The sequence below is a fragment of the Nonomuraea sp. NPDC003214 genome, assembly GCF_053590035.1.
Genome location: NZ_JBSFSX010000004.1, coordinates 294,740 through 317,973, shown reverse-complemented (window position 1 = coordinate 317,973; position 23,234 = coordinate 294,740). Strand labels below are relative to the sequence as shown.

At 73.6% G+C, this 23,234-nt stretch carries 27 protein-coding genes; 11 read left to right on the top strand and 16 right to left on the bottom strand.

What is annotated here, in order from left to right; all coding sequences use genetic code 11:
* Positions 1-42 precede the first annotated feature (42 nt).
* The 3 genes from ACWDXC_RS13925 to ACWDXC_RS13915 are packed head-to-tail and all read left to right on the top strand — an operon-like array spanning position 43 to position 2,890.
* The gene (locus tag ACWDXC_RS13925) at positions 43-1,086 is read left to right on the top strand and encodes a FecCD family ABC transporter permease (protein ID WP_449981411.1); all 1,044 of its coding nucleotides are present in this window, start codon (positions 43-45) and stop codon (positions 1,084-1,086) included.
* On the top strand, positions 1,083-2,108 hold the full coding sequence (locus ACWDXC_RS13920) for a FecCD family ABC transporter permease (RefSeq protein ID WP_449981409.1): 1,026 nt from the start codon (positions 1,083-1,085) through the stop codon (positions 2,106-2,108). The genes ACWDXC_RS13925 and ACWDXC_RS13920 overlap by 4 nt, the downstream gene beginning before the upstream one ends.
* The gene (locus ACWDXC_RS13915; RefSeq protein ID WP_219511546.1) at positions 2,087-2,890 is read left to right on the top strand and encodes an ABC transporter ATP-binding protein; all 804 of its coding nucleotides are present in this window, start codon (positions 2,087-2,089) and stop codon (positions 2,888-2,890) included. The genes ACWDXC_RS13920 and ACWDXC_RS13915 overlap by 22 nt, the downstream gene beginning before the upstream one ends.
* A gap of 23 nt (positions 2,891-2,913) precedes the next feature.
* On the opposite strand, the gene ACWDXC_RS13910 is transcribed toward ACWDXC_RS13915, so the two are convergent.
* Entirely contained in the window at positions 2,914-3,195 is a 282-nt protein-coding gene (locus ACWDXC_RS13910) for a metal-sensitive transcriptional regulator (RefSeq protein ID WP_219511544.1), read from the bottom strand.
* A 99-nt stretch (positions 3,196-3,294) separates the two neighbouring features.
* Between ACWDXC_RS13910 and ACWDXC_RS13905 the strand changes: the two genes are divergently transcribed.
* Both ACWDXC_RS13905 and ACWDXC_RS13900 read left to right on the top strand, forming a co-directional pair.
* Positions 3,295-3,897 carry a TetR/AcrR family transcriptional regulator gene (locus ACWDXC_RS13905; protein ID WP_449981407.1) on the top strand — a complete coding sequence of 201 codons (603 nt, stop codon included), beginning with the start codon at positions 3,295-3,297 and terminating at the stop codon, positions 3,895-3,897.
* A gap of 81 nt (positions 3,898-3,978) precedes the next feature.
* Entirely contained in the window at positions 3,979-5,562 is a 1,584-nt protein-coding gene (locus tag ACWDXC_RS13900; RefSeq protein ID WP_449981405.1) for an MFS transporter, read from the top strand.
* A 30-nt stretch (positions 5,563-5,592) separates the two neighbouring features.
* Here the strand turns inward: ACWDXC_RS13900 and ACWDXC_RS13895 are convergent, their stop codons facing one another.
* Positions 5,593-6,528, bottom strand: a complete 936-nt coding sequence (locus tag ACWDXC_RS13895; RefSeq protein ID WP_449981403.1) for a transglycosylase SLT domain-containing protein — start codon at positions 6,526-6,528, stop codon at positions 5,593-5,595.
* A gap of 27 nt (positions 6,529-6,555) precedes the next feature.
* Positions 6,556-7,254, bottom strand: a complete 699-nt coding sequence (locus ACWDXC_RS13890; RefSeq protein ID WP_449981401.1) for a helix-turn-helix transcriptional regulator — start codon at positions 7,252-7,254, stop codon at positions 6,556-6,558.
* 97 nt (positions 7,255-7,351) lie between these two features.
* Here ACWDXC_RS13890 and ACWDXC_RS13885 point away from each other — a divergent pair, with 97 nt between their 5' ends.
* The 3 genes from ACWDXC_RS13885 to ACWDXC_RS13875 are packed head-to-tail and all read left to right on the top strand — an operon-like array spanning position 7,352 to position 8,638.
* Positions 7,352-7,852, top strand: a complete 501-nt coding sequence (locus ACWDXC_RS13885) for a DUF2231 domain-containing protein (RefSeq protein WP_449981399.1) — start codon at positions 7,352-7,354, stop codon at positions 7,850-7,852.
* A gap of 32 nt (positions 7,853-7,884) precedes the next feature.
* Complete coding sequence (locus tag ACWDXC_RS13880) at positions 7,885-8,274, top strand: hypothetical protein (protein ID WP_449981397.1); 390 nt, start codon at positions 7,885-7,887, stop codon at positions 8,272-8,274.
* 7 nt (positions 8,275-8,281) lie between these two features.
* The gene (locus ACWDXC_RS13875; protein WP_364170440.1) at positions 8,282-8,638 is read left to right on the top strand and encodes an arsenate reductase family protein; all 357 of its coding nucleotides are present in this window, start codon (positions 8,282-8,284) and stop codon (positions 8,636-8,638) included.
* A gap of 44 nt (positions 8,639-8,682) precedes the next feature.
* Here the strand turns inward: ACWDXC_RS13875 and ACWDXC_RS13870 are convergent, their stop codons facing one another.
* The 3 genes from ACWDXC_RS13870 to ACWDXC_RS13860 form a co-directional block, all read right to left on the bottom strand.
* On the bottom strand, positions 8,683-11,598 hold the full coding sequence (locus ACWDXC_RS13870) for a M36 family metallopeptidase (RefSeq protein WP_449981395.1): 2,916 nt from the start codon (positions 11,596-11,598) through the stop codon (positions 8,683-8,685).
* A 148-nt stretch (positions 11,599-11,746) separates the two neighbouring features.
* Positions 11,747-12,577 carry an NAD(P)H-binding protein gene (locus ACWDXC_RS13865; RefSeq protein ID WP_449981393.1) on the bottom strand — a complete coding sequence of 277 codons (831 nt, stop codon included), beginning with the start codon at positions 12,575-12,577 and terminating at the stop codon, positions 11,747-11,749.
* Positions 12,578-12,720: 143 nt separating this feature from the next.
* Positions 12,721-13,299: a CGNR zinc finger domain-containing protein gene (locus ACWDXC_RS13860; RefSeq protein ID WP_449981391.1), complete on the bottom strand. Its 579-nt coding sequence runs from the start codon at positions 13,297-13,299 to the stop codon at positions 12,721-12,723.
* Positions 13,300-13,327: 28 nt separating this feature from the next.
* Here ACWDXC_RS13860 and ACWDXC_RS13855 point away from each other — a divergent pair, with 28 nt between their 5' ends.
* Positions 13,328-14,197, top strand: a complete 870-nt coding sequence (locus ACWDXC_RS13855) for an SCO6745 family protein (protein ID WP_449981389.1) — start codon at positions 13,328-13,330, stop codon at positions 14,195-14,197.
* Between the two features lie 34 nt (positions 14,198-14,231).
* On the opposite strand, the gene ACWDXC_RS13850 is transcribed toward ACWDXC_RS13855, so the two are convergent.
* From ACWDXC_RS13850 to ACWDXC_RS13815, 8 genes are all read right to left on the bottom strand, one after another.
* Positions 14,232-14,573 carry a VOC family protein gene (locus tag ACWDXC_RS13850; RefSeq protein ID WP_449981387.1) on the bottom strand — a complete coding sequence of 114 codons (342 nt, stop codon included), beginning with the start codon at positions 14,571-14,573 and terminating at the stop codon, positions 14,232-14,234.
* 118 nt (positions 14,574-14,691) lie between these two features.
* Positions 14,692-14,904 carry a hypothetical protein gene (locus tag ACWDXC_RS13845; RefSeq protein WP_219517150.1) on the bottom strand — a complete coding sequence of 71 codons (213 nt, stop codon included), beginning with the start codon at positions 14,902-14,904 and terminating at the stop codon, positions 14,692-14,694.
* Between the two features lie 3 nt (positions 14,905-14,907).
* On the bottom strand, positions 14,908-15,636 hold the full coding sequence (locus tag ACWDXC_RS13840; protein WP_357588255.1) for an alpha/beta fold hydrolase: 729 nt from the start codon (positions 15,634-15,636) through the stop codon (positions 14,908-14,910).
* Entirely contained in the window at positions 15,633-16,259 is a 627-nt protein-coding gene (locus ACWDXC_RS13835) for a LysE family translocator (protein ID WP_449981384.1), read from the bottom strand. The genes ACWDXC_RS13840 and ACWDXC_RS13835 overlap by 4 nt, the downstream gene beginning before the upstream one ends.
* A 30-nt stretch (positions 16,260-16,289) precedes the next feature.
* Positions 16,290-17,261 carry a helix-turn-helix transcriptional regulator gene (locus ACWDXC_RS13830; protein ID WP_449981382.1) on the bottom strand — a complete coding sequence of 324 codons (972 nt, stop codon included), beginning with the start codon at positions 17,259-17,261 and terminating at the stop codon, positions 16,290-16,292.
* A 24-nt stretch (positions 17,262-17,285) separates the two neighbouring features.
* The gene (locus ACWDXC_RS13825) at positions 17,286-18,047 is read right to left on the bottom strand and encodes a TSUP family transporter (protein WP_449981380.1); all 762 of its coding nucleotides are present in this window, start codon (positions 18,045-18,047) and stop codon (positions 17,286-17,288) included.
* A 181-nt stretch (positions 18,048-18,228) separates the two neighbouring features.
* Complete coding sequence (locus tag ACWDXC_RS13820) at positions 18,229-18,846, bottom strand: ATP-dependent Clp protease proteolytic subunit (RefSeq protein ID WP_449981378.1); 618 nt, start codon at positions 18,844-18,846, stop codon at positions 18,229-18,231.
* 1 nt (position 18,847) lies between these two features.
* Positions 18,848-19,411 (bottom strand): ClpP family protease, encoded by a 564-nt coding sequence (locus ACWDXC_RS13815; RefSeq protein ID WP_449981376.1) that lies wholly within the window; start codon positions 19,409-19,411, stop codon positions 18,848-18,850.
* Positions 19,412-19,557: 146 nt separating this feature from the next.
* Here ACWDXC_RS13815 and ACWDXC_RS13810 point away from each other — a divergent pair, with 146 nt between their 5' ends.
* Both ACWDXC_RS13810 and ACWDXC_RS13805 read left to right on the top strand, forming a co-directional pair.
* Positions 19,558-20,907, top strand: a complete 1,350-nt coding sequence (locus ACWDXC_RS13810) for a sensor histidine kinase (protein WP_449981374.1) — start codon at positions 19,558-19,560, stop codon at positions 20,905-20,907.
* Complete coding sequence (locus ACWDXC_RS13805) at positions 20,904-21,542, top strand: response regulator transcription factor (protein ID WP_219517140.1); 639 nt, start codon at positions 20,904-20,906, stop codon at positions 21,540-21,542. Before ACWDXC_RS13810 ends, ACWDXC_RS13805 begins: the two co-directional genes overlap by 4 nt.
* On the opposite strand, the gene ACWDXC_RS13800 is transcribed toward ACWDXC_RS13805, so the two are convergent.
* Both ACWDXC_RS13800 and ACWDXC_RS13795 read right to left on the bottom strand, forming a co-directional pair.
* Complete coding sequence (locus ACWDXC_RS13800; RefSeq protein ID WP_449981372.1) at positions 21,512-22,399, bottom strand: DUF2268 domain-containing protein; 888 nt, start codon at positions 22,397-22,399, stop codon at positions 21,512-21,514. The two genes, ACWDXC_RS13805 and ACWDXC_RS13800, sit on opposite strands and share 31 nt — an antisense overlap.
* Positions 22,400-22,442: 43 nt before the next feature.
* On the bottom strand, positions 22,443-23,213 hold the full coding sequence (locus ACWDXC_RS13795; RefSeq protein WP_449981370.1) for a hypothetical protein: 771 nt from the start codon (positions 23,211-23,213) through the stop codon (positions 22,443-22,445).
* Positions 23,214-23,234: the final 21 nt, after the last annotated feature.

Sequence of the window (23,234 nt, the reverse complement as noted above, 5' to 3'; positions counted from 1 at the left end):
ACCGGTTGAAGACGCCCACCCCCACATGACGACCACCCCCACATGACGATCACAGCACGCACCGCGCCGGGCGGCGCGGGCCCGGGGAGCACCCGCGCCCGCGTCGCCCGGCCGCTGTTCTTCCTGCTCGCCTCGCTGGCCGTGCTGGCGTTCGCCGTGCTCGCCAGCGTCGCGTTCGGCAGCCATCCCACCTCGATCGGCGACGTGCTGGCCGTGCTCGACGGCACCGCCGACGCCAACACGACCACGGTGATCGAGAGCCGCTACCCGCGCACCGCGCTCGGCCTGCTCGCCGGGCTCTGCCTGGCCGTCGCCGGGACGCTCATGCAGGGCATCACCCGCAACCCGCTGGCCGACCCCAGCCTGCTCGGCATCACCGCGGGCGCGTCGGCGGGCATCGTGTCCGCCACCGCGTTCCTCGGCGTGTCGGGGCAGTGGGGCGCGGTGTGGTGGGCGCTGCCGGGCGCGCTGCTCGCCGGGCTGCTCGTGCACGTCATCGGCTCGGCCGGGTCGGGGGCCGGGCTGGTGCGGCTGGTCCTGGCGGGCGCCGTCGTCACCGCCGTCCTCACCGCGTACGTGCAGGCCGTGACGCTCGGGCTGCCGCGCGTCTTCGACAGCTACCGCTACTGGGTGGTGGGCGCACTCGGCGGCCGGGACTTCGACGTGCTGCTGTCGGTGCTGCCGCTGGCGGGGCTCGGCCTGCTCGTCGCGGTGTTGATCGCGCCGGGGCTGAACGCGCTCGCGCTCGGCGACGAGACCGCGGCGGCCCTCGGCACCAGCCCCGCCGCCATGCGGGCCGGCGGGCTGCTCGCCTCGACGCTGCTGTGCGCGGCGGCGACCGCGGCCGTCGGCCCGATCGGCTTCGTCGGCCTGGCCGTGCCGCACATCGTGCGGGCGCTGGCCGGCGTGGGCTTCCGCGCCCAGATCGTGTTCTCCGCGATCGTCGGCCCGGCCCTGCTGCTGCTCGCCGACGTCGCGGGCCGGCTGGTGCTGCGCCCGCAGGAGCTGATGGTCGGCGTCGTCACCGCGTTCGTCGGCGCCCCCGCGCTGCTGCTGGCCGTACGCAGGATGAAGGGCAACGCATGACGGTCGTCAGGATCGGACGGGTGATCGCCGTCCCCGTCGGGCGGGCCGGCGCCGTCGCCGCCACCGCGGTCGTGGCGCTCGTCGCCGTGGCCGCCGTCGCCACCCTGTCACTGGGCCGGCTCGGCATCCCCGTCGCCGACCTGCCGCAGGCGCTGTTCGGCGGGGCCGAGGGCAAGGCGGCGTTCGTGCTGGGCCGGCTGCGCGGGCCGCGCCTGGTCGTGGGCATCGGCACCGGGGCCGCGCTGGGCCTGTCGGGCGCGCTGTTCCAGACCGTGACGCGCAACCCGCTCGGCAGCCCGGACGTGATCGGCGTCTCCGCCGGCGCGGGCGCGGGCGCCGCGTCCGCCGCGCTGTTCCTGCCCGGCCTGCTGCCGGTGCCGCTCGGCGCGCTCGCGGGCGCCGTGCTCGCCATGGCCGTCGTGTACGTCTCCACGGGGACGGGGTTCCAGAACCCGGGCCGCCTCATCGTGGCCGGGATCGGCGTCTCGGCCATCTCCGTGGCCCTCACCCAGTACGTCGTCTACGCCGTCGAACGGGACAAGGCGACCGTGCTCATGGCCTACCTCAACGGCAGCCTGTCGGCCCGGGCCTGGGACCACGCGGTCACGATCTGGCTGGTGGTGCTGGTGTGCGCGCCGCTCGTGGCGCTGCTGGCCCGCCGCCTGGACATGACGGAGCTGGGCGACGAGCTGGCCGCCGGGCTCGGCGCGGAGCCCGGCCCCACCAGGACCGCCGCCGTGACGCTGTCGGTCGTGCTGTCGGCCGCCGCCGTCGCCGTCGCCGGGCCGATCGCGTTCATCGCGCTGACCGCGCCGCAGATCGCCCGCCGCCTGACCGGCGGCCCCGGCCCCCACCTGCTGCTGTCGGCGCTCGTCGGCGCCCTGCTGCTGGTGCTCGCCGACCTGGCCGCCCAGCAACTGCCCATCCCGGGCAACCTGCCGGTCGGCGTCTACACGATGGCCGTCGGCGGCCTCTACCTCGGCTACCTGCTGACCCGTGAATGGCGGAAGGGAACACTGTGAGCACTTCGGGGCTGGGCGTCCGGGACGTCACGATCTCCTACGGCGGCGACCCCGTCGTGCGCGACGTCAGCCTGGACATCCCGGACGGCGAGCTCAGCGTGATCATCGGGCCGAACGGCTGCGGCAAGTCGACGCTGCTCAAGTCGCTGGCCCGGGTGCGCAAGCCCGACCGGGGGCAGGTGCTGCTCCACGGCAGGGACCTGTGGTCGTACCGGGGCAGGCAGGCCGCCCGGCACGTCGCGCTGCTGCCGCAGAACCCGGTCGCGCCCGACGGCATCACCGTGCGCGACCTGGTCCGGCGCGGCCGTTACCCGCACCACACGCTGCTGCGCCAGTGGTCGCCCGGCGACGACGCCGCGATCGAGTTCGCGCTGGAGCGCACCGCGCTGCACGACCTCGCCCACGTGCGGGCCACCGAGCTGTCGGGCGGCCAGCGGCAGCGCGCCTGGGTGGCCATGGTGCTCGCCCAGCAGACCGACCTGCTGCTGCTCGACGAGCCGACCACGTTCCTCGACATCGCCCACCAGTACGAGCTGCTGGAGCTGTGCCGGGAGCTGCACGGCGAGGGCCGGACGATCGTGGCCGTGCTGCACGACCTCAACCAGGCCGCCCGGTTCGCCTCCCACCTGGTCGTGATGCGCGAGGGGCGGGTGGTCACGCAGGGGCCGCCGGCGGAGGTGCTGACGTCCGAGCTGGTCGCCGACGTGTACGGGCTGCCGTGCGACATCGTGCCCGACCCGCGCACGGCCAGCCCGATGGTGGTGCCGCACGACCGCCGCTGAGCCGCCCGTTGCGGGCCGTCGCGTCAGGACCTGACGAGGCGGGCGATCGCGTCGGAGGCCTCCTTCACCTTGGCCTCGGCCTCGGGGCCGCCCTTGAGCGTCGCCTCGGCCACACAGTGGGCCAGATGCTCCTCCAGCAGCGAGAGCGCGAAGGACTGCAGCGCGCTGGTGGCCGCCGACACCTGGGTCAGGATGTCGATGCAGTACTTGTCGTCCTCGACCATCCGCTGCAGCCCGCGCACCTGGCCCTCGGCCCGGCGCAGCCGCCGCAGGTGGTCTCCCTTGTTGCCCGTGTATCCGGCCATCGCCCCGTTCCTTTCCGTCGTCCCCGTAGATGACAACATACCCCCTGCCGGTATTCCCCGCAGCCGTTACGGGACCGGGACGCTCCTAAGCTCGATGACATGGCGACCACCCAGCGACGAACCACCACAACGCCCGCGCCGCAGCGGCGGGCCGACGCCGAGCGCAACATCGCGGCCATCCTGCACGCCGCGCTCCGCGCGCTGAGCGCCGACCCGGCGGCCAGCGTGGCCGACATCGCCAAGGCCGCGGGCGTGGGACGGGTGACGCTCTACGGCCACTTCCCCTCCCGCGAATCGCTCGTCGACGCCGTGTTCGCGCACGTCATGAGCCAGGCCGAGGCCACGCTGGCGGCCGAGCCGCTCGACGACCTCCCGGCGGCCGAGGCGCTCACGCGGCTCGTCGCGTCCTCCTGGGAGGTGCTCGACCGGCACCGGCGCCTGCTCGTCGCCGCCGACCGCGCCCTGTCGACCGAACGCATCCGCGAGTGGCACGACCAGCCGCTCGCCCGGGTCGAACGGCTCATCGCCCGGGGCCGCGACGAGGGCGTCTTCCGCACCGATCTGCCGGTGTCGTGGCTGGTCAGCACGTTCTTCAGCCTGCTGCACACGGCCGCCCAGGAGATCGAGTCCGGCCGCCTCGACCGGGCCGACGCCGCCGGCGTGCTGAGCGCGACCCTGCTGGGGGCCTTCCGCGCCGCCTGACGCGACTCCGGCTGGACAAGGGGTACGGGGGTATGGTGTCCTGCAACTCGTACACACGTGTTCAGGTTAGGAGTTCGGGCGATGAATGTCCAAAACCCCGTCAGGTGGAGCGTGCTCGCGCTGCTCTGCCTGGCGCAGTTCATGCTGATCGTCGACATCACCGTGGTGCAGGTCGCCCTGCCGAGCATCGGCGCCGACCTGGCGCTCGACCGGGAGGCGCTCACCTGGGTCGTCACCACCTACACGCTCTGCTTCGGCGGGCTCATGGTGCTCGGCGGGCGGCTCGCCGACGCCTTCGGCGCCCGCCGCCTGCTCGTCGCCGGGCTCGCGCTCTTCACCGTCGCCTCCCTGGCCGCCGGCCTCGCGCCGAACGGGCCCGCCCTCATCGCCGGGCGCGCCCTCCAGGGAGTGGGGGCCGCCCTGCTCTCCCCCGCCGCCCTGTCGATCATCACCACCGCCTACCACGGCGACCGGCGCAACCGCGCCCTCGCCGTGTGGGCCGCCATCGGCGGCTCCGGCGCCGCCGCCGGCGTCCTGCTCGGCGGCCTTCTCACCGCCGGGCCCGGCTGGACCTGGGCGTTCTACGTGAACGTCCCCATCGGCCTGGCCGTCCTCGCGATCCTCCCCTCCCGCCTCCCCGTACGCGCCCCCGCCCCGGCACACCCCGCCGCGCACAGCGGGGCCGGCACGCACGCCGGGGTGGGCGCGCACGGTGGGGCCGGCACGCACGCCGGGGCCGCCCACGGGCACGGGCACACCGGGCACACCGGGCACGGCGGGGTCGCCCACGGGCACGGCACGCACGGTGGGGACACCGCGCGTGGGGCGCACGGTGGAGGTCGGGGGCGGGTGGACGTGGTCGGGGGGCTGGTGGTCACCGGGGCCACCGGGCTGCTGATCTACGGGCTGACCAGGGCCGGGGAGGTGGGCTGGGGCTCGGCGGGGACGCTCGGGGTGCTGGCCGCCGCCGTGGCCGGGTATGCGGCGTTCGTGGTCGTGGAGCGGAAGGTGCGGGCGCCGCTGATGCGGGCCGAGACGCTGGCCAAGCGGCCGGTGCTGTCGGGGATGTTCGTGATGCTGATGGCCACGGCGTCGATGCTGGGCCTGTTCTTCCTCAGCTCGCTCTACCTCCAGCATGTCCGCGGGTTCAGCCCGCTGGAGACGGGGCTGGTGTTCCTGCCGGTGGCGGTGGCCATCACGGCGGGCGCGCACGTGGCGGGCCGGCTGGTGGGGCGGATCGGCGGCCGGCCGGTCGCCGTGGCGGCGTTCGCGCTGACCGCCGCCGGGGCCGGGCTGATGGCGCAGGTGTCCGCCGGCGGGAACGTGTTCACGACGTTGCTGCCGGGGTTCGTGGTGGCGGCGTTCGGGATCGGCCCGGCGTTCGTGACGGCGACGAGCACGACGATGGCGAACGTCTCCCCTGCCGAGTCCGGCGTGGCGTCCGGGGTGGTGAACACGTTCCACGAGCTGGGCGGGTCGATCGGCGTCGCGCTGGTGTCGTCGGCGGCTGCCGCGGCACTGGCTCCGGGCGGTGACGTGTCGGGGTTCGCCACCGCGCTGACGGCCGTCGCGGTGGCCGCGCTGGTGGCGGCGGCGGTGTCGCTCCTGCTCGTCCCCCCAGGCCGCCCGTCGGGCGCCTTCGTGGGCCACGGCCACGGGCACTGACCAAGGGGCACTGACCGGCGGCACTGCTGGTCAGGGGCCGGTGATGCGCCGTTCGCCCTTGGTGGTGATCACGTACACCTGCCAGTTGTAGTAGACCAGGTAGTTGCGCGGGTCGCGTTTGATCTGCTTGGCGTGCAGCAGGATAGCGTCCACGTACGCCTGCGACGGGTTGTAGGCGTGCAGCGCCCGCTGGTAGTCGCGGGGCGCGCCGGTGGCGCGCAGGTAGTTGGCCGCCGCCATGACGGCGTCGCGGGTGTCCTGGATGTCGCCGCCCATCCCGTACGCCTTCCAGGTCGCGGGCATGAACTGCATCGGGCCCTGGGCGCCGACGTGGCTGGCGGAGCGGACCCTGCCGAACTTCGTCTCGGCGAACATCACCGCCGCCAGCACCTCCCACTCCACGCCGAAGCGCCGCTCGGCCTTCTTGAAGTAGCCGCGCAGCTCGCTCGCGGGCCGGGCGGGGCGGACCTTGATGACGCCGGTGCCCTTGACGGGGTGGGCGAGGGAGAGCAGTTCGCGGATGGCGGCGGTGTTGTCCCTGGCCTCGGCGGCGAGCCGGGCGGGCAGGCGGGCGAAGGCGCGGGCGGCGAGCTTGGGGTGGCGGGCGGTGTGGCGGTAGATGCGCTGCTGGTGAAGGGCGAGCAGTTCGACGTCGCGGGGCGGCTCGCCGTCGCCGTCCCAGGCGTCGACGGCGTCGGCGAGCGCGGCGCTGGTCCGTTCGAGGGCCTTGGCCAGCTCGGCGGCGTCACCCGGGATGGGCTCATCGGGGGCGGGGAGGTCGAGCGCGGCCGGATCCGCCGACGCCGACGCCGACGCCGACTGCTGCGGCTGCGGGGAGGCCGGGGGCGGGTCGGCCCGGGGCGCCGTGCGTGGTTCGGCGCCGCAGCCTGCGGCGGCGGCCATGAGGACGGCCGCCGTGAGGGCGGAGACGAGGGCGGGCGGGGCGTGGCTCGGGCGTACCTCCATGACGGGCCAACCTACCCAACCCGGGCGTCAGCCCGCGGGCGGGGCCGCGCCGAGCTCCACGCAGCAGGCGCCCTCGCGGGGGCGCAGGGCGGCGTCGACGGCGGAGGCGCCGAGCCCGTCGAGGAACGCCGCCAGGAACGCGTGGTTGATCGCGCACACCAGGTCGGGGTCCTCGGCGGCCAGCGGGTGGAACGGGCAGTTGCGCAGCCGCATGAGCGTCGGCGTGACGCGGTCGGGCTCGAAGCCGTGGCTTTCGAGGGTCTGCGCGGCGCAGGTGAGCGCCCGTTCGGCACCGAGACGGCCGGGTTTGAGCCGGTCGCGTTCGGCCTCGCCGAGTGCCCGGCCGCGCAGCCCGGCGACCCGGAGCGCGGCGTCGCGGCCCGGCTCGCCGGGCTCTTGGGCGCGTACGGCCTCCAGGAGGATGGCGGCGAGCAGGCCGTGCTCGCGCTGCGGGATGCTGACGCGCACGTCGAGCCCGGCGGGCTCGTAGACCTTGGGGGCGCGGCCGACGCGGCGGGCGCCGGACGGCTGCGCGTAGCGGGCGGTGAGCAGGCCGACGTCGACGAGCTTGTCGAGGTGGAAGGCGGCGAGCTTGCGGGAGATGCCGACGCTGGCGGCGGCCTCGTCGCGGGTCACGGGCGTCCCCGCGCGGCGGATGAAGTCGTACATGCGGCGGCGCAGGTCGTCGCCGAGCGCCGCGACGGCGTCAAGCGAGGGTTGGCTCACAATCCGAGAATAACACCCATTCCTGTACGTCAATCCCAGCCTATTGACGGCTGCGCGGAGTTTCACTAAAACTCGTTGGTGAAATAGGAGGTGGGCCATGTCCAGTCCGCTGTTCCGGGCCAAGCGTCCTTCGACGCCGCTCGCGGGGCCGTACGGGCATCCGCTGCATCCGATGCTGGTGACCGTGCCGATCGGCGCATGGGTGACGAGCCTGGTCTTCGACCTGGCCTCGCTCGTGACCGGTGACGCGGGGTTCCTGGCGAAGGGCGCGCTCTGGCTGATCGCGATCGGCGTGATCGGCGCCCTGGCGGCGGCCGCGTTCGGGTTCCTCGACTTCCTGGCCATCGAGCCCGGCACCCCGGCCTACCGCACGGCGCTGGCGCACATGGGGCTGACCCTGACCGTCACCGCCGTGTTCGGGGCGGCGTGGGCGTGGCGCCTGCCCGGTGACGCGGTGGGCGCGGGCCAGCTCGCGCTGTCGGCGGCCGGGCTGGCCGGGCTGGCGGCGGCGGGGACCCTGGGCGGCAGGCTCGCCTACCGGTACGGCGTCCGGGTGGCCGACGAGGCCACGCAGGCCGAAGGCTTCCGTCAATCGTGACGAGGAGCGATCGTGAGAAGGAGTAGGACACCATGAGCACCACAGCGCTCGTCACCTGGGTCGTCACCGCGCTCGGCGGGTTCTTCATGCTGGGGCGCTGGCTCTCGCGCCGCCGCGGCGACGCCTCCGGCCGCTTCCCCGTCCCCGTCGTCTCCGGCCACTTCCTGCTGGCCGCCGCCGGCCTCGTCGTCTGGATCGCCTACCTGGTGACCGGCGCGACGGCGCTGGCCTGGGCGGCGCTCGTCATCCTGGTCCCGGTGGCGCTACTCGGCTTCGTCCTGCTGGCCCGGTGGATCCCGGCGCGCGGCACGGCGGCGCCCGAGGCGGCCATCCCGGTGGCCGTCGTCGTCGCGCACGGCGTGTTCGCCGTCGCCACGCTGGTGCTCGTCCTGCTCACCGCGGTGGCCGCGGCCGGGGGATGATTCCGGCATGGAGATCTGGATCAACCCCGCCTGCTCGAAGTGCCGTTCCGCGCTGTCGGTGCTGGACGCGGAGCGGGCCGCGTACACCGTGCGCCGCTACCTGGACGACCCGCCCACGGAGGGCGAGATCCGGCAGGTGCTGGCCCGGCTGGGCCTCGAACCGTGGGACATCACCCGCACCGGCGAGCCCCGCGCGGCGGAGCTGGGCCTGGACGACTGGCCGCGCGACGCCGGCAGCCGCGACCGCTGGGTCGCGGCGCTGGCGGCGAACCCGATCCTCATCCAGCGGCCCATCATCACGGCCGAGGACGGCCCCACGGTGATCGCCCGCACCGAGGAGGCGGTCCGGTCCGCACTGGGCTGAGCCGGACGGGGTGAGGCCCGCGCGGGCCTCACCCCCCTGGTTCTCTAGTACGAGTACGCCTGGAACTCGGCGGCCCGCACCTGGTCCCGCTGCGGGCTGGCCGTGGCGCAGTCCGTCGCGGAGTTGGGATCGGCGTCCTGCTCGCCGGCGTAGAGCGGGTTGCCGGTGCACTGGGTGGTGAGCGTGCGGAGCATCAGGTGCGTCGCCGTCGTGGCGGGCACCCGGAACGACTCGATGAGCAGGTCGGCGCCCCGGGGCCGCGGCAGCGCGGTCCGGAACGCGTCCGCGGGGCTGGTGTAGATCTTCGTGAAGTTCGCCGGGTCCGCGCAGTCCTGCTGGCAGGCGAGCACCTCGAAGGAGCGCAGCGCGGAGAACCGGTTCTGGCCGCCCGGGTCGGCGGGGTCGCCGACGTTGGGCCTGAGCATCGCGCTCACCTGGACCCGGCGGATCTTGACGGGCTCGTCGCCCGCGAGGTCCACCGTGACCGCCTTGCCCGCCGGGGCGCCGGTCAGCGAGGCCCAGTTCGTCGCCTCGGTCTCGTCGATCAGCTTGGCGTGGTTGACGCCGTCGCCGGTGGCGGCGGCGCCGGCGGACGCGGAGGCGTGGTTGCGGGTCAGCGGCAGCGGGAGCGGCAGCGTCACGCCGCCGACCACGACGAACTTCAGCCGCCGGTGCCCGAACCCGTCACCGGCGACCACGAAGTCGTAGACGCCGGGCGTCATCGTGACGGTGTCGCCCAGCTCGGTGGCCGGATCGGTGTCGGCGACGGGGACCGCGCGGGCCTCGTAGTCGCCGACGTAGAGCCGCAACGCCGCGTCCTTCGCCTCGCCGAGCGGCTTGAGCCGCAGCTTGCCGTTCTTGCCCTCGGGGTCGGCGAAGCTGGGCACCGGGTCGGGGTCGTTCGGCCCGTTGCTGGACGCGCCCTCGCCCAGTCCGTGCTCGGCGAACGCGCGCCACATGATGTCGTGGTTCTTGCCGCCGAACCGGATGGTGTCGGCGGCCAGCAGCGCGTCACGGTGGTCGACGTAGCTGACCGCGCCGGACGCCATGAGCAGCAGCGCGTCGAACGACAGCTGCGCCCAGCGCCGGTTGCCCGGGCAGCGCTCGACCGGGGTCCGGCCGTCGGCGCACGCCTTCTGCTGCCTGGCGCTGCCCTTGCCGTAGCGCTTGACGAACGCGGCGCGCACGTCGTACTGGGTGGCGGTCCAGATCTCGCCGTCGGCGTGCACCTGCTGGCCGACGATGTCGTAGGCGACGTCGCTGTAGTTGAGCGGCGACTTCGACATGTCGTAGTTGCGGATGCCGCGCGTGGCGTCGCCGGTGACGTACCCGCCGGTGACGTACGGGGTGTCGCCGCGCGGGCGGAACCCGTACTCGAACAGGTACTCCATGGCGAACAGGTCGGAGGTGCTCTCGTTCATGGCCCCCGCCTGGGCGCCGCTCCAGCCGGCGTTCGGGCCGCCGATCATGCGGCCGGAGATCGCGTGGCTGTACTCGTGCCCGATGACCGACATGTCGTAGTCGCCGTCCACGCAGGGCGCGTAGAAGGCGCCGGCGATCGGCTGCCACAGGTACATGTTCGTGATCGGCGCGACCCCGTCGGGGCCGGTGATCTGGTTGGCGTTGTCGCGCACGCTCAGCACGCGGGCCCCGGCCTGGGCGTTGCCCAGCTCGGGGTCGCCGCCGAGCCCGCCGCGCTCGCCGTTGTCGTCCTGCATGTTCCACGCGGTCTCGGTGAAGCCGAGCCGGTAGGACCAGTCGTGCATGCGGTTGTGCATGGCGTGCAGGTTGGCGATGGACGCCTCGAGGTCGTTCTCGCCCGGCTGGTCGAACATCGCCGGGTCGCACTTGGCCTCGTACCAGGTGTTGCGCCACGGGTAGACGTAGTCGCGGCCGGGCGTGGCCACGTTGGAGCGGGTGCCGACGGTGAACGGGTCGCCGCTGGCCCGGTTCTCGAACGTGTGCGCCGCGTTGCCCTTGCTGGTGCCGGTCGGCGTGCCGGTGGCGTGGTCGACGTCCCACGCCTTGCCCGTGGCCGGGTCGCCGCCGACGACGTAGTCGCAGCCGGGGCCCGCCGCGTGGCACCAGATGTCGCGGGTGTCGGCGGAGGAGTAGTCGGCGGGCGGGTTGGCCGGGAACGCCGCCCAGCTCGGGTTGTCCGGATCGGCGTGGTGGTCGACCAGGTTCTCCCGGACGAGCACGGCGCCGCTGACGGCGTCCACGTGCGTGGTGTACGCGGCGGCCTCCTCCGGGTCGCCGCCGATCAGGACGACCTGGTAGGCGCTGTGCACGCCGTCGGCCGCGGGCACGGCCACCTTGGTGACCTTCTTGGTGGTGGCCTTGGCCAGGTCGATGCCGCCGTCCCGGGCGGCGATCTCCAGCGCCTGCTGCTCGCTGATCGCCGCGGCGGGCGGCGCGGCCGTGTCGCGCGACAGCGACGAGGTGACATGACGGATCTTCCCGCCGGAGACGCCCACGGCCACCATGCCGTCCACGCCGGCCGGCAGGTCGCCGAACCGCTGCCGCAGCAGCACGGCGTGGCCCTCGCCGATGGGGTTGACCGCGATGCGTTCGAGCGCGTCCACCGACGCGCCGGACAGGCCGAAGAGCGCCTCGTTGGCCTTCAGGTACGCGCGCGCGGCCTGTTCGGGGTCCGCGCCGAGCCCTTCGGCCAGCGGTTCGGCGCCGGTCACGACGGCCGGGGTGCCGAGCGCGTTCCAGCGGACGCCGTCCGCCGCCGCGCTGCGGGCGACCCCGGCGGGCGGCGGGACCGTGCCCCGCCGGTTGTCCAGGTCGGGCTTGCCGTGGCTCTCGCCCTGGAAGTCGTGGACCTCGGCGGCCCGCGCGCCGGGCTGACCGGTTTCGCCGGGCTCACCGTGGGCGGCGCCCGCCAGGGGCAGGGCCGAGGCCGTCAGGGCGACGACCAGAAGAGTGCTGCGTAACCAGGGTTTTGCTGACACCGTTGTCCTCCTGCACGCCAGAAGGCGCGTGTGCCACGCGCCTCCGCAAGAGGTAACACCCGTTTCATTGCATGACAAGAACTTGTAAAGGGCGAAATATCGGCGTATAGAGGGGCGCGGCCGGTGCGCGCCCCTCCTCCTCATTTGCCTACCGCTGCGGGGCGAAGGCGGCGGCGTGCTCGCCCACCCACTGCGCGAACGTCCTGGCCGGGCGGCCGGTGACCTCCTCGACCGTGGGCAGCACCGTGGAGCCGTCCACGGGCGGGTCGGTGCGCACCATGAGGAAGAAGTCCACGTCCTCGTCCGAGTAGCCCTCGGCGCGCCACCGCTCCACCATCTCGTCACGGCTCAGCTCGACGAAGCGCAGCTCACGGCCCAGCACCTCGCCGATCACGCGCACCTTGTCCGGCGGCGTCAGCGCCTCCGGGCCGGTCAGCCAGTACTCCTGGCCCGCGTGGCCGTCGCCGGTCAGCGCGGCGGCGGCCACGGCCGCGATGTCCGCCTCGTGCACCATCGCGCTCCTGGACCCGGCGAACCCGTCACGCACCACCCCCTCGGCGGCGATCGGCCCGGCCCACTCCAGCGCGTTCGACATGAACTCCACCGGCGCCAGGTACGTCCACTCCAGCCCGCTGGCCTCGATCGCCTCCTCCAGCGGGCTCTTGCCCACGCCGCCCTTCAGCACCGTCACCCTGCGCACGCCCGAGCGGATCGCCAGGTCCACCAGCTCGGGGCCGTTCGCCAGCGGCCGGTAGTCGGAGGCGTCGAAGCTGATCAGGTGGACGGCGGTGACACCGGCGAACGCGCCGGCGAGACTGCCGGCGTCGGCCAGGTTCCCGGCCACCACCTCCACGCCCGCCGGCAGCCCGGCCTTCGCCGGGTCGCGGGTGAGGGCCCGCACCGGGTGCCCGGCGGCCAGCAGCTGCTCGACCAGCGGGCGGCCCACGTTGCCCGTCGCGCCCGAGACGAGAATGGTCATGAGAGTTCTCCTTCCGTGGTGGCGCCGACGTTAGGAGGGATCGCGGCCGGCTTCCGTCCGCGTTCGGCGGCGGACGCGGACGCCGGGGGACGGGCGGCCTCAGGCAGGCGGCGGACGCGCCCGCCGGGGGACAGGCGGGAGCCCTAGGCGCGGCGGCGGGCCCGGTAGGCGGTGGCCTTGGCGCGGTTCTGGCACGACAGGCCGCAGAACCGGCGGGAGGCGTTGCGGGTGACGTCATAGAAGACCAGGTCGCAGCCGGCCGCCTCGCACGAGCGCAGCCGCACGCCCTGGCCGACGCCGATGACCATGGCGAGGGCGGTGCCCGTGCTGGCGGCCCAGGCGTCGACCGGCGCGGCGTCGCGGGCGTGGAAGCCCAGCATGGGCGGGTCCCCGTACAGGCAGGGGACGGCGCCGTGCCGCACGAGCATCGCGTTCAGCCCGGCGGCCGCGCCGGGGTCGCCGGTGAACGCCGGGTGCAGTTCGGCGGCGACGGCGGCCAGCCCGGCGGCGTCGGCGGGAACCTGCCCGTGGCCGGGTCCTGCGGCCTCGGCGACGGCGGCCAGGCGCGCGGCGTCGCCGTCGGGCCGCTCGGTGGGGCGGCCCCGGGCCTGGGTGATCACGAAGGTGTTCACCAGGACGGCCGCCAGCTCCACCCATCGCCCGACATAACTGTCTATTTGGGATTGACCAGTGATGCGCCACGCCTCTATCGTCACCGTCATACCTTAACTAGACAGTGAGGATTTCGGCATGTCGAAGCTTGCCCGCATCATGTGGCACCAGCTTGAGCCCATCCACGCGATCGTGTACTTCTCGCCGGAGGCGTTCGAGGAGGCCGCGGCGCTCGGCTACGACGTCGAGTCGCGCTGGCCCGCGTACTTCGCCTACCGGCTCGCCCCGCTCGGGGCCGTGGGCACCCGTTCGGCCGCCTCCGCGTGCTACAGCTTCAGCCCCGGCATGGTCGCCGAGCACGTCCCCGCCGCCTGGGAGACCGCCTCCCCCGCCGACGTGCTGCGGGCCAGGCTCAGGGCGGTGGACCGGACGTACCGGACCCTGCTCGGTGACGCGCTGGACGGCGCGGAGCTGGCGGAGGCCGCCGAGCTGGCCGGTCGCGCCGCCCGGAGCGTGACGGCGGCGGGGCGGCCGCTCGCCGCCGCCAACCTGGACCTGCCGTGGCCGGACGAGCCGCACCTGGCGCTGTGGCACGCCGCCACCGTCCTGCGCGAGCACCGCGGCGACGGCCACCTGGCCGCGCTGCTGGCCGCCGGGCTCGACCCGTGCGAGTCGCTGGTGTCGTTCGCGGCGATCGGCGCGGCGCCGGTGGAGAACTTCGCCGGACGCGGCTGGAGCGCCGAGGAGTGGGGCGCGGCCCGGGACCGGCTGGCCGCGCGCGGGCTCGTCGACGATGCCGGCCTGGCCACCGCGCGCGGCCGCGAGCTGCGCGACCAGGTGGAGCGGATGACCGACGAGCTGGCCGCCGGGCCGTGGCGCGAGCTGGGCGAGGAAGGCGCGGCGCGGCTGGCGAAGCTGATCGGGCCGGTGCTCGGCCCGGTCTTCGGGTCCGGGCTGCTGCCGATGACCAGCACGCTCGGCATCGCCACGGTCAAGGCGCCCGACTGACCACCCGTGTCCTCACCCGCGCTCACCCGTGTGCTCACCCGAAGCCGGGGGCGGGCTGCCACAGGCTGACGACCGTGCCCTGGTCGTCGGTGCACGTGCAGCCCCGGCCCGACTTGCTGTCCATCACGTCGCCGGTGCTGCCGCCGAGCTCGCGCACCCGCTCGATCGCGGCGTCGAGGTCGACTACGTGGAAGTAGAGGTTGGGCTGCGACGACGGCCCGCCCGGCACGAACCCCATCGGCACCGTCGTGTTCGTGACATGCAGGTACGTCTCGTGCTCCCGCCTGCTCTCCCACCCGAACAGCGCCCCGTAAAAAGCGGCGGCCCGATCCAGGTCCGTCACGGACAACGTGAAGTAGCCGAGCTGCGCGGGCATACCGGTGCCTCCAGGATGTTCAGTGTCATCACCCGATGCCCCAGCGTAACGAACGAGCTCGGCGCAGCCGCGTGGTCGGGCGCGGCTGCGCCGGGGAACGCCGACGAGGCCGGTCGGCCTAGCGTTTGCCGTACTTCTTGTGCACGGCCTGCTTGCTGACGCCGATCGCGTGGGCGATCTGGGCCCACGCCAGGCCCGCCACGCGGGCGCGCCGGACCTGGACCGCTTCGATGCGCTCGATCTCATGGCGCAGCGCGGTCGTGGCCTCCAGTGCCCGGATCGGGTCGTCGTCCTGGGCCTGCCGCAGCAGTGTCGCCAGATCGTTCGTCATGCACTAAAGGTAGTCCAGCAGGAGCCGGGTGACCTCCTGCGGCCGTTCGAGGGCGGGCAGGTGGCCGGCCCAGTCGAGTTCGAGCAGCCGGGCGTCCGGCAGTTCGGTGGCCAGGTAGCGGGCGCTCTGGCGGAAGTGCTCCAGGTCGTACGGGCCGGTGACGATCAGCGCGGGCGCCTTGACGTCGGCGAGCGAGAAGTCCGGCTCGAACTGCGACGGCTCGGGGTCGGCCGCGAGCTGCATCGTGAAGGCGTGGCGCTGCATCTCGGTCACGCGCTGCCTGGTGGCCTCGTCGGCCTCGGGGCCGAGCCAGGTGCGGGCGTTCAGCTCGGCCGCGCCCTGCGCGTCGCCGAGCTCCAGCAGCCGGTCCTCCTCCTCGCCGAACGCGAGCACGTCGGGCGTCTTGGGCAGGTCGGAGCCGGGGTTCATGAGCACGAGCCGGGTCGCCATGGCGCCGAGCTGCAGCGCGACCCGGCAGCCGTAGGAGGAGGCGACGAGCGCGGCCCGCTCCACGCCGAGCGTGGCGAGCACGTCGGCCACGTCGCCCGCGTCGCTGTAGGGCGCGTCGGCGGCGTACGGGGTGCGGCCGAAGCCGCGGTAGTCGAGTCTGATCACGCGGAACCGCTCGGCCAGCGGCTCCCACTGGGCGTCCCACATGCCGGCGTCGGCGGCGCTCGACGCGAGGAGCACGACCGGCTCGCCGGTGCCCGCTTCTTCGTACCAGATCGTCATTTGGCCTCCACGACCAGTCGCATGCCCAGTCCGATGAGGACGACACCGGAGATCCGCTCCAGCCATCGCCGCACCACCGGGCGTCCCAGCATGTCCTTGGCCTGCGCGACGGCCCAGATGAGCGCGGTGTACCAGAGCAGGTCCACGAGGACCCACACGACGGCCAGGGTCACCAGCGTGAGCGGGACGTTCCGGCCTTGCGGCACGAACTGCGGCAGGAACGACATCGCGAACACCGCCGCCTTGGGGTTGGCCAGGCAGGTGCCCAGCCCGAGCAGGTAGGACCTGCGGTGACCGGCGGCGGACGGCACGAGCGCGTCGGCCGGCCCGGGCTCGGGCGCGCCGCGCCGGGCCTGCCAGAGCGACTGCGCGCCCATGACCACGAGCACGACCGCGCCGGTGATCCGCATGACGTCGTAGGCCAGCTGCGAGGCGAGCAGCAGCGCCGACAGGCCGAACGCGGCGGCCAGGCCCCACGCCAGGATGCCCGTCTCGTTGCCGAGCGTGGCCGACAGTCCGGAGCCGCGCCCCGATCTGACCGTCTGGCGCAGGATGACGGCGGTGCTCACCCCGGGCACCATCGCCACCAGCACGCACGCGCCGATGAAAGCTAGTAGATACATAAGCGGCCATCGTGCCAGAACGAAACCGGATTATCCGTACATTTTTCCGAGGGCCGTGACCGCCTCCGCCATGAGGCCGCGCAGTTCGGGCGGGCCGAGCACTTCAACGTCCGCGCCCATGCGCAGCAGCAGCCAGCGGGCGTGCCTGATCGACTCGACCGGCACGGTCAGCGTGCGCCAGCCCTCGGCGTCGGGCTCGCCGCCCGCCTCCAGCGCCGCCGTGACCACCTCGGCGCCCATTGTGTACGCCAGCATGTCCTCCGTGCCGGGCGCCAGCCTGATCACCGCCTCGGCGGTGTACATGCGCTGCCGGAACTCGGCCGCGTACGCCTGCCAGAACTCCGCCAGGTCGAACCCCTCGGGCCGCTCGAACCGCCCCGGCGCCGTCTCGGCCGTCAGCACCCGCGACACCCGGTACGTGCGCGGGCTGCCGCCGGGCGGCGCCGCGACCATGTACCAGGTGCCACCCTTGAGCACCAGCCCATACGGGTGCACCAGCCGCTCGACCACCTGCTGCCCCCACCGCCGGTAGGTCATCCGCAGCGGGCGCTGATCCCACACGGCCTCCGACACCTCGGTCAGGTGCGGCACGTCGTCGGCGCCCCGGTACCAGCCGGGCACGTCCAGCAGGAACCGCTCGCGCATCCGCGAGGCGTGCGAGCGCGGCTCGGGCGGCAGCGCGGCCAGGAGCTTCAGCTCGGCGTTCGCCGCCACCTCGGCCAGCCCCAGCTCGGCCGCCGGCCCCGGCAGCCCGGCCAGGAACAGCGACGACGCCTCCTCGGCGGTCAGCCCGTTGAGCCGGGTGCGGTAGCCGTCGAGCAGCTGGTAGCCGCCCGCCGGGCCGCGGTCGGCGTAGACCGGCACCCCGGCCGCCGACAGCGCCTCCACGTCGCGGTACACCGTACGGACCGAGACCTCCAGCTCCGCCGACAGCTCGGTCGCCGTCATGCGGCCGCGCGTCTGCAACAGCAGCAGTAGCGACAACAGACGGCTCGCGCGCATGCCGCCATTGTAGGGACGCGTCCGTTATGCGAACTGCTGCCAGCCGAGCCTGGCCACCATCGCGACCACCACGCACAGCAGGATGATCCGCACGAACCCGGTGCCGCGCCGGATGGCCATCCGCGCGCCGACCTGCGCCCCGGCGATGTTGCACGCCGCCATGCCCAGCCCGAGCCCCCACAGCACGTGCCCCTGCCAGCCGAACACCAGCAGCGCCCCCAGGTTCGTCCCGGTGTTGATGATCTTGGCCGAGGCGGACGCCGACACGAAGTCCAGCCCGATGATCGTGGTGAACGCGATGATCAGGAACGTCCCCGTGCCGGGGCCCATGATCCCGTCGTAGAACGCGATCCCCAGCCCCGCCACGCCCACCGCGAGCACCACCCGGCGCCGGGTGCGCAGCTGCGGCTGCCCGGTGGCGCCGAGCGCCGGCCGCAACGTCACGAACGCCGCCACGCCGAGCAGGATCACCATCACCGCCGGCCGCAGCACCTCCGCGCTGATCGCCGCCGCCGCCGACGCGCCCAGCCCGGCGCTCAGCACCGCGAGCGCCGCCCCCGGCAGCGCCACCTCCCGGTCGAACTTCGTGGTCAGCGCGTACGTGACGGCGGCCGAGGCGGTGCCGAACACGGAGGAGAACTTGTTCGTGGCCATCGCCTGCACCGGCGAGATGCCGGTCACCATCAGCGCCGGCAACTGCAGGAGCCCGCCGCCGCCCACCACCGCGTCCACCCAGCCGGCGCCGGCCGCCGCGACGAGCAGGAGCAGAACCTGTTCCAGCGACACCCGACTCCCCGCTCCCCCGACAAACCCCAAAAGGGCCCTTAAAAGGGTATAGGGCAGGCATTACACGCCAATCACCCGGATACTGCCCAACGCCGCGCCGCCTCCTGCGGGGGCGCGGCGGGCCGGAGAGGCCGCCCCGCCCCGGCCGCGCCCAGGACAGGGGCGATCCCCGGAACGCCTGCTAGCGGGCCGGGGTGAGGGCGCGTTTGCGGGAGGCGAAGATGTCGTCGATGAGCCGGTACGTGCGCGCCTGCTCGGCGGTGAAGATGCGGTCGCGCTCGATGTCCTTCCTGATCTCCAGCGGGCTGCGCCCGGTGTGGCGGGCCAGGATCTCCTCCTGCTGGTCACGCATGCGCAGGATCTCGCGGGCGTGGATCTCCAGGTCGCTGGACTGGCCACGGCTGCCCTCGGTGGCGGGCTGGTGGAGCAGGACCCGGGCGTGCGGCAGCGCGGCGCGCTTGCCGGGAGCGCCGGCGGCGAGCAGGACGGCCGCCGCCGAGGCGGCCTCGCCGATGCAGACCGTCTGGATCTCCGGCCGGACGAACTGCATGGTGTCGTAGATGGCCGCCATGGCGGTGAACGACCCGCCCGGCGAGTTGATGTACATGTTGATGTCCCGGTCGGGGTCGATCGACTCGAGCGTCAGGAGCTGTGCCATCACGTCGTTGGCGGAGGTGTCGTCGATCGGCGTGCCGATGAAGATGATCCGGTCCTCGAAGAGCTTGTTGTACGGGTTGAGCTCCTTGACCCCGTAGGAGGTGCGCTCGGTGAACGAGGGCAGCACGTAGCGTCCGCTCATGTCAGTTGGTCCCTTCGGCGATGTGGTCGACGAAGCCGTACTCCAGGGCTTCCCGGGCGGTGAACCAGCGGTCGCGGTCGGAATCGGCCTGGATGCGCTCCAGCGGCTGGCCCGTGTGGTGGGCGATGATCTCGGCCATCCGCCGCTTGGTGTGGAGCATGTTCTCGGCCTGGATCTGGATGTCGGCGGCCGAGCCTCCGATGCCGCCGAGCGGCTGGTGCATGACGACGCGCGAGTTGGGCAGCGCGTAGCGCTTGCCGGGCGCGCCGGCGCAGAGCAGGAGCTGCCCCATGGACGCGGCGAACCCCATCGCGACCGTCGCCACGTCGCACGGCACGAACTGCATCATGTCGTAGAGCGCCATCCCGGCAGTCACCGAACCGCCCGGCGAATTGATGTAAAGCGTAATGTCGCGGGTCGGATCCTCGGCTGCCAGCAATAGCAGCTCACCGCACAGCCGGTTGCAAATGTCGTCGTCGACCTCCTGGCCGAGAACGAGGATGCGCTCCTTGAGCAGGCGCTGATTGAGCTGGTCAGGCCACTGCGCGCGCAGAGTCTCCGTCATGGGCTTCGCCCTTTCTGGTGGTGCCGTTTTACATCGACGACGTTAGACCCGGTCTTCGTGAATTAAGGAATCTTTTCGCTGGCGGCGCATTTCTCTAAAAGCGCATTCCACCGAGAGCGAATAAAGGTCGACATACAATCGCCGATGTGAGATGGAACCGATCGCTGGCCCGGCGCTGGTCGTGCCTGATCCTGGGCGGGGCCCTGCTGATGCCGTACATGATGGTCGGCGTGCTGGTCTCCGGCATCCTGCGCGGCGACCAGACCGCCAGCGTGCTGCTCCCCACCCAGATCGGCGTCTTCGCCGCGGTGCTGCCCGTCGTGGCGCTCACCGGGCTGTTCCTGCCGGTGCGCTCGCTGGAGATCAGCGCGGCCGAGGGCCTGCTGGGCGTCCGGGTCGAGCCGGGGGTGCCGGGGGCGCGGCGGTCCTGGCAGGAGCGACGGCGCACGGCCGCCTGGTACACGCTGCACCTGGCCGTCGGCGGGCTCGCCAGCGGCTTCACGCTCGCGGTCGTGCCGTTCACGGTGGTCTCGCTGGCGCTGCCGTTCGTCGGCGGCGCCCCGGACATGCTCGGCTACCGCGTCGACGGCGGGTGGCAGGCCGTCGGCTGGGCCGCCGCCGGGGTGGCGCTGCTGGTGCTGCTCGTGCTGCTCGTCCACTGGTCGGCGGCGCTGCTGGCCCGCCTGGCGCCCCCGCTGCTCGGCCCCACCCCCGCCGAACGGCTGGCCGCCGCCGAGGAGCACGCCCGTACGCTGGCCCAGCGCAACCGGCTGGCCCGCGAGCTGCACGACTCGGTGGGGCACGCGCTGAGCGTGGTCACGTTGCAGGCCGCCGCGGCCGGCCGCGTCCTCGACCGCGACCCCGCCCTGGCGCGTACGGCCCTGTCGGCCATCGAGCAGTCGGCCCGCTCCGCACTGGAGGACCTCGACCACGTCCTCGGCCTCCTCCGCGAGGACGACCGCCCCGCGAACGACCGGCCCGCGAGCAACCGGCCCGCGAACGACCGGCCCGCGAACGACCGGCCCACCGACGACCGGCCCGACGACGACCGGCCCGACGACCGCGACCGGCCGGCGGACGATCACGACCAGGGCGCCGGCCGGAGCAGGGAGCCCGCGGCCACGTTGGCGCGGCTGCCCGAGCTGGTGGCCGGGGCGGGGGTGCCGGTGCGGCTGGAGGCGGGCGACCTGGCCGCGGTCCCGGGGTCGGTGTCCCGGGAGGCGTACCGGATCGTCCAGGAGGCGCTGACCAACGCCATCAAGCACGGCCGCCCGCCCGTGGACGTCACGGTCGGCGTACGGGAGCACGCGCTGCACCTGGAGGTCGTCAACCGGACCGGCGGCGGCGAGCCCGACCGGGGCAGGCCCGGAGGCGGCGGCAGGGGGGTGGCCGGGATGCGGGAGCGGGTGCGGCTGCTCGGCGGCGAGATGGACGCGGGTCCGCGGGAGGGCGGCTGGCACGTCCGGGTGCGGCTGCCGCTACGGTCGCATCCATGACTATCAGGGTCGTGATCGCCGACGACGAGGACCTCATCCGCGCGGGGCTGCGCGTCATCCTCGACTCCGAGCCGGAGCTGAGCGTGGTCGGGGAGGCCGCCGACGGGGCCGCGGTGCTGCCGGTGGTGCGCCGGGAGCGGCCCGACGTGGTGCTGATGGACGTGCGGATGCCGGACGTCGACGGCATCCAGGCCACGCGGCGGCTGGTGGCGCTGGACGACCCGCCGAAGGTGCTGGTGGTGACGACGTTCGAGAACGACGACTACGTCTACGACGCGCTGCGGGCGGGCGCGGACGGGTTCCTGCTGAAGCGGACCAGGCCGGACGAGCTGGTGCGCGCGGTCAAGCTGGTGGCGGCCGGGGAGACGCTGCTGTTCCCGGCCGCCATCCGCGCGCTGGCCGGTCGCCGCCCGGTCACCGAGGTGCCCGGGATCGGCAGGCTGACCGGCCGGGAGGGGGACGTGCTGCGGCTGATGGCCAAGGGCCTGTCCAACGGCGAGATCGCCGCCGAGCTGACCGTCAGCCCGGAGACGGTCAAGACGCACGTCGGCAACGTGCTCGCCAAGCTGGGCGCCCGTGACCGCACTCAGGCGGTCATCGCCGCCTACGAGTCGGGCTTCGTCTCGCCGCGCTGAGCGCGCAGCCGCATGAGCTCGGCGACGGGCAGGCCGCTGAGCTGGGCGGCGGTCATGCCGGTGGCCTCGATGATCTCGTCCACCAGCGACAACCCCACCGAATATCCCGCCATATCCGGAATGCCGCGCGGCTCCTGGCCGAACAGCCGCATGGCACTGTCGCCCAGCACGTACGCGGAGGTGTGCTGCATGCCCGCCAGCTCGAAGTCGGCCATGATCTTCGTCCGCGCGCGCTCGTACTCCTCCCCCGTCACCATCGACGACCACGGCCCCATCGCCTCGGCCCCCGACAGCTCCCGCACGAACGCCTCGGCCAGCCCCTCGCTGATCACGTGCTCGCCGACCGTCACCTCGACCGGGTGCCACTCGACCGTGGTGAAACGCACGGCGTGGTGGAACTCGTGCACCGCCAGGTGCCCGATCCGCCCGATGACCTCGTCGGACGGCCACGCCAGCAGGTAGAGCCACCCGGGGATGCCGCCCATCCCGTAGTAGCCGGCGGCCACCCTCATCAGATGGTCGTTGTCCGGATCGCCGAGCACGAACATCACCTGGATCCGCTCCTCCTGCTCCAGGTGTCCCAGCGCCTCGGAGGCCCGCTCCAGTTCCCTCTCGATCTGCCCCAGCACGTCCTGCCGGGCCAGCCTCTCCAGCGCCTCCAGGTAGCGCGGATCGTCGGCGTCCGCCCGGAACCCGCCGGCCTGGTGGTGCATGTCGACGAGGTCGGCCGGCACGGGCACGCGGGAGGCCGCCCACATCGGCGCCAGCATCTCGCGCAGCGCGTCGGGCCGCTTCTCCCGCGGCCCCTTCAGCATCCCGGCCATCGCCGAGACCGTGTCGTGAACGATGAACTTCATGGCGCTGACGCTAGAGCCTCACGCGACGTCAGGCTCAAATCGATCAGAGCTGCCGGTTCTCCGGGTCGCCGTCCCCCGGCGAACGGCCGGGCGTCTCGCCGCTGCGCGTCGGCTCGGGCGTCGGCGACGGGCTCGGCCGCTGCGGCTCCGGCGTGGCCGGCGTCGGCGGCGGGCTCGGCAGGAACTGCGTCGGCGGGAGCTGGCGCGGCATCGGGTCGCTGTTGTCGGAGCGCACCAGCATGAGCAGCGCGATCACCGTCATCAGCAGAAGCAGCACGAGCACCGCCAGCGCCGCCATCAGCACCCGCTTGCGCGTCTCGGTCAGCGGCCGCTTGCGCACCGGCGGGGCCAGCGCGGGCGCGCGGTCGGTCAGCCAGTACGGGACGAAGTCCGGGCCGTGTGCCTGCCCGATCAGCGTGCCGCCCACCATGACCGGCTCCAGGAACCGCTCGGCCCCCGCCTTGCCCGGCGCGTACGGCACCGCCACCCAGGGCGCCCGCCCGGTGTTCATGCCCAGCACCGCGGGCGCGTCGTCCACCACTGCGGACCGCGACCTGCCGGCGCGCCCGAGCCAGCCGCGCACGCCCGCCTGCTCGGCGGGCGCCGCCTCGCGCACGGCGGTCACGAACCGCTCGCGCGCCGCCGCGTCGAACGCCGCGCCGCGCGTCAGCACGGCCAGCGAGACCGCGCGCCCGTCGGGCCCCTGCCCCAGATAGACGAAACCGGCCGGGGCCGCGTGCAGGCGGGCCTGCACCGCGAACGGCCCGAGCCGTGGCGGATCACCGAACTGAAGCGGACTTGCCACATCTGCCATGAAAGCACAGACGTGGCGTCG

Excerpts from the sequence above, each read along its gene's own strand:
- ACWDXC_RS13925 (WP_449981411.1), top strand. The coding sequence starts at position 43 with ATGACGATCACAGCACGCACCGCGCCGGGCGGCGCGGGCCCGGGGAGC.
- ACWDXC_RS13920 (WP_449981409.1), top strand. The coding sequence starts at position 1,083 with ATGACGGTCGTCAGGATCGGACGGGTGATCGCCGTCCCCGTCGGGCGG.
- ACWDXC_RS13915 (WP_219511546.1), top strand. The coding sequence starts at position 2,087 with ATGGCGGAAGGGAACACTGTGAGCACTTCGGGGCTGGGCGTCCGGGAC.
- ACWDXC_RS13910 (WP_219511544.1), bottom strand. The coding sequence starts at position 3,195 with ATGGCCGGATACACGGGCAACAAGGGAGACCACCTGCGGCGGCTGCGC.
- ACWDXC_RS13905 (WP_449981407.1), top strand. The coding sequence starts at position 3,295 with ATGGCGACCACCCAGCGACGAACCACCACAACGCCCGCGCCGCAGCGG.
- ACWDXC_RS13900 (WP_449981405.1), top strand. The coding sequence starts at position 3,979 with ATGAATGTCCAAAACCCCGTCAGGTGGAGCGTGCTCGCGCTGCTCTGC.
- ACWDXC_RS13895 (WP_449981403.1), bottom strand. The coding sequence starts at position 6,528 with ATGGAGGTACGCCCGAGCCACGCCCCGCCCGCCCTCGTCTCCGCCCTC.
- ACWDXC_RS13885 (WP_449981399.1), top strand. The coding sequence starts at position 7,352 with ATGTCCAGTCCGCTGTTCCGGGCCAAGCGTCCTTCGACGCCGCTCGCG.
- ACWDXC_RS13880 (WP_449981397.1), top strand. The coding sequence starts at position 7,885 with ATGAGCACCACAGCGCTCGTCACCTGGGTCGTCACCGCGCTCGGCGGG.
- ACWDXC_RS13875 (WP_364170440.1), top strand. The coding sequence starts at position 8,282 with ATGGAGATCTGGATCAACCCCGCCTGCTCGAAGTGCCGTTCCGCGCTG.
- ACWDXC_RS13865 (WP_449981393.1), bottom strand. The coding sequence starts at position 12,577 with ATGACCATTCTCGTCTCGGGCGCGACGGGCAACGTGGGCCGCCCGCTG.
- ACWDXC_RS13860 (WP_449981391.1), bottom strand. The coding sequence starts at position 13,299 with ATGACGGTGACGATAGAGGCGTGGCGCATCACTGGTCAATCCCAAATA.
- ACWDXC_RS13855 (WP_449981389.1), top strand. The coding sequence starts at position 13,328 with ATGTCGAAGCTTGCCCGCATCATGTGGCACCAGCTTGAGCCCATCCAC.
- ACWDXC_RS13850 (WP_449981387.1), bottom strand. The coding sequence starts at position 14,573 with ATGCCCGCGCAGCTCGGCTACTTCACGTTGTCCGTGACGGACCTGGAT.
- ACWDXC_RS13845 (WP_219517150.1), bottom strand. The coding sequence starts at position 14,904 with ATGACGAACGATCTGGCGACACTGCTGCGGCAGGCCCAGGACGACGAC.
- ACWDXC_RS13840 (WP_357588255.1), bottom strand. The coding sequence starts at position 15,636 with ATGACGATCTGGTACGAAGAAGCGGGCACCGGCGAGCCGGTCGTGCTC.
- ACWDXC_RS13835 (WP_449981384.1), bottom strand. The coding sequence starts at position 16,259 with ATGTATCTACTAGCTTTCATCGGCGCGTGCGTGCTGGTGGCGATGGTG.
- ACWDXC_RS13830 (WP_449981382.1), bottom strand. The coding sequence starts at position 17,261 with ATGCGCGCGAGCCGTCTGTTGTCGCTACTGCTGCTGTTGCAGACGCGC.
- ACWDXC_RS13820 (WP_449981378.1), bottom strand. The coding sequence starts at position 18,846 with ATGAGCGGACGCTACGTGCTGCCCTCGTTCACCGAGCGCACCTCCTAC.
- ACWDXC_RS13815 (WP_449981376.1), bottom strand. The coding sequence starts at position 19,411 with ATGACGGAGACTCTGCGCGCGCAGTGGCCTGACCAGCTCAATCAGCGC.
- ACWDXC_RS13805 (WP_219517140.1), top strand. The coding sequence starts at position 20,904 with ATGACTATCAGGGTCGTGATCGCCGACGACGAGGACCTCATCCGCGCG.
- ACWDXC_RS13800 (WP_449981372.1), bottom strand. The coding sequence starts at position 22,399 with ATGAAGTTCATCGTTCACGACACGGTCTCGGCGATGGCCGGGATGCTG.
- ACWDXC_RS13795 (WP_449981370.1), bottom strand. The coding sequence starts at position 23,213 with ATGGCAGATGTGGCAAGTCCGCTTCAGTTCGGTGATCCGCCACGGCTC.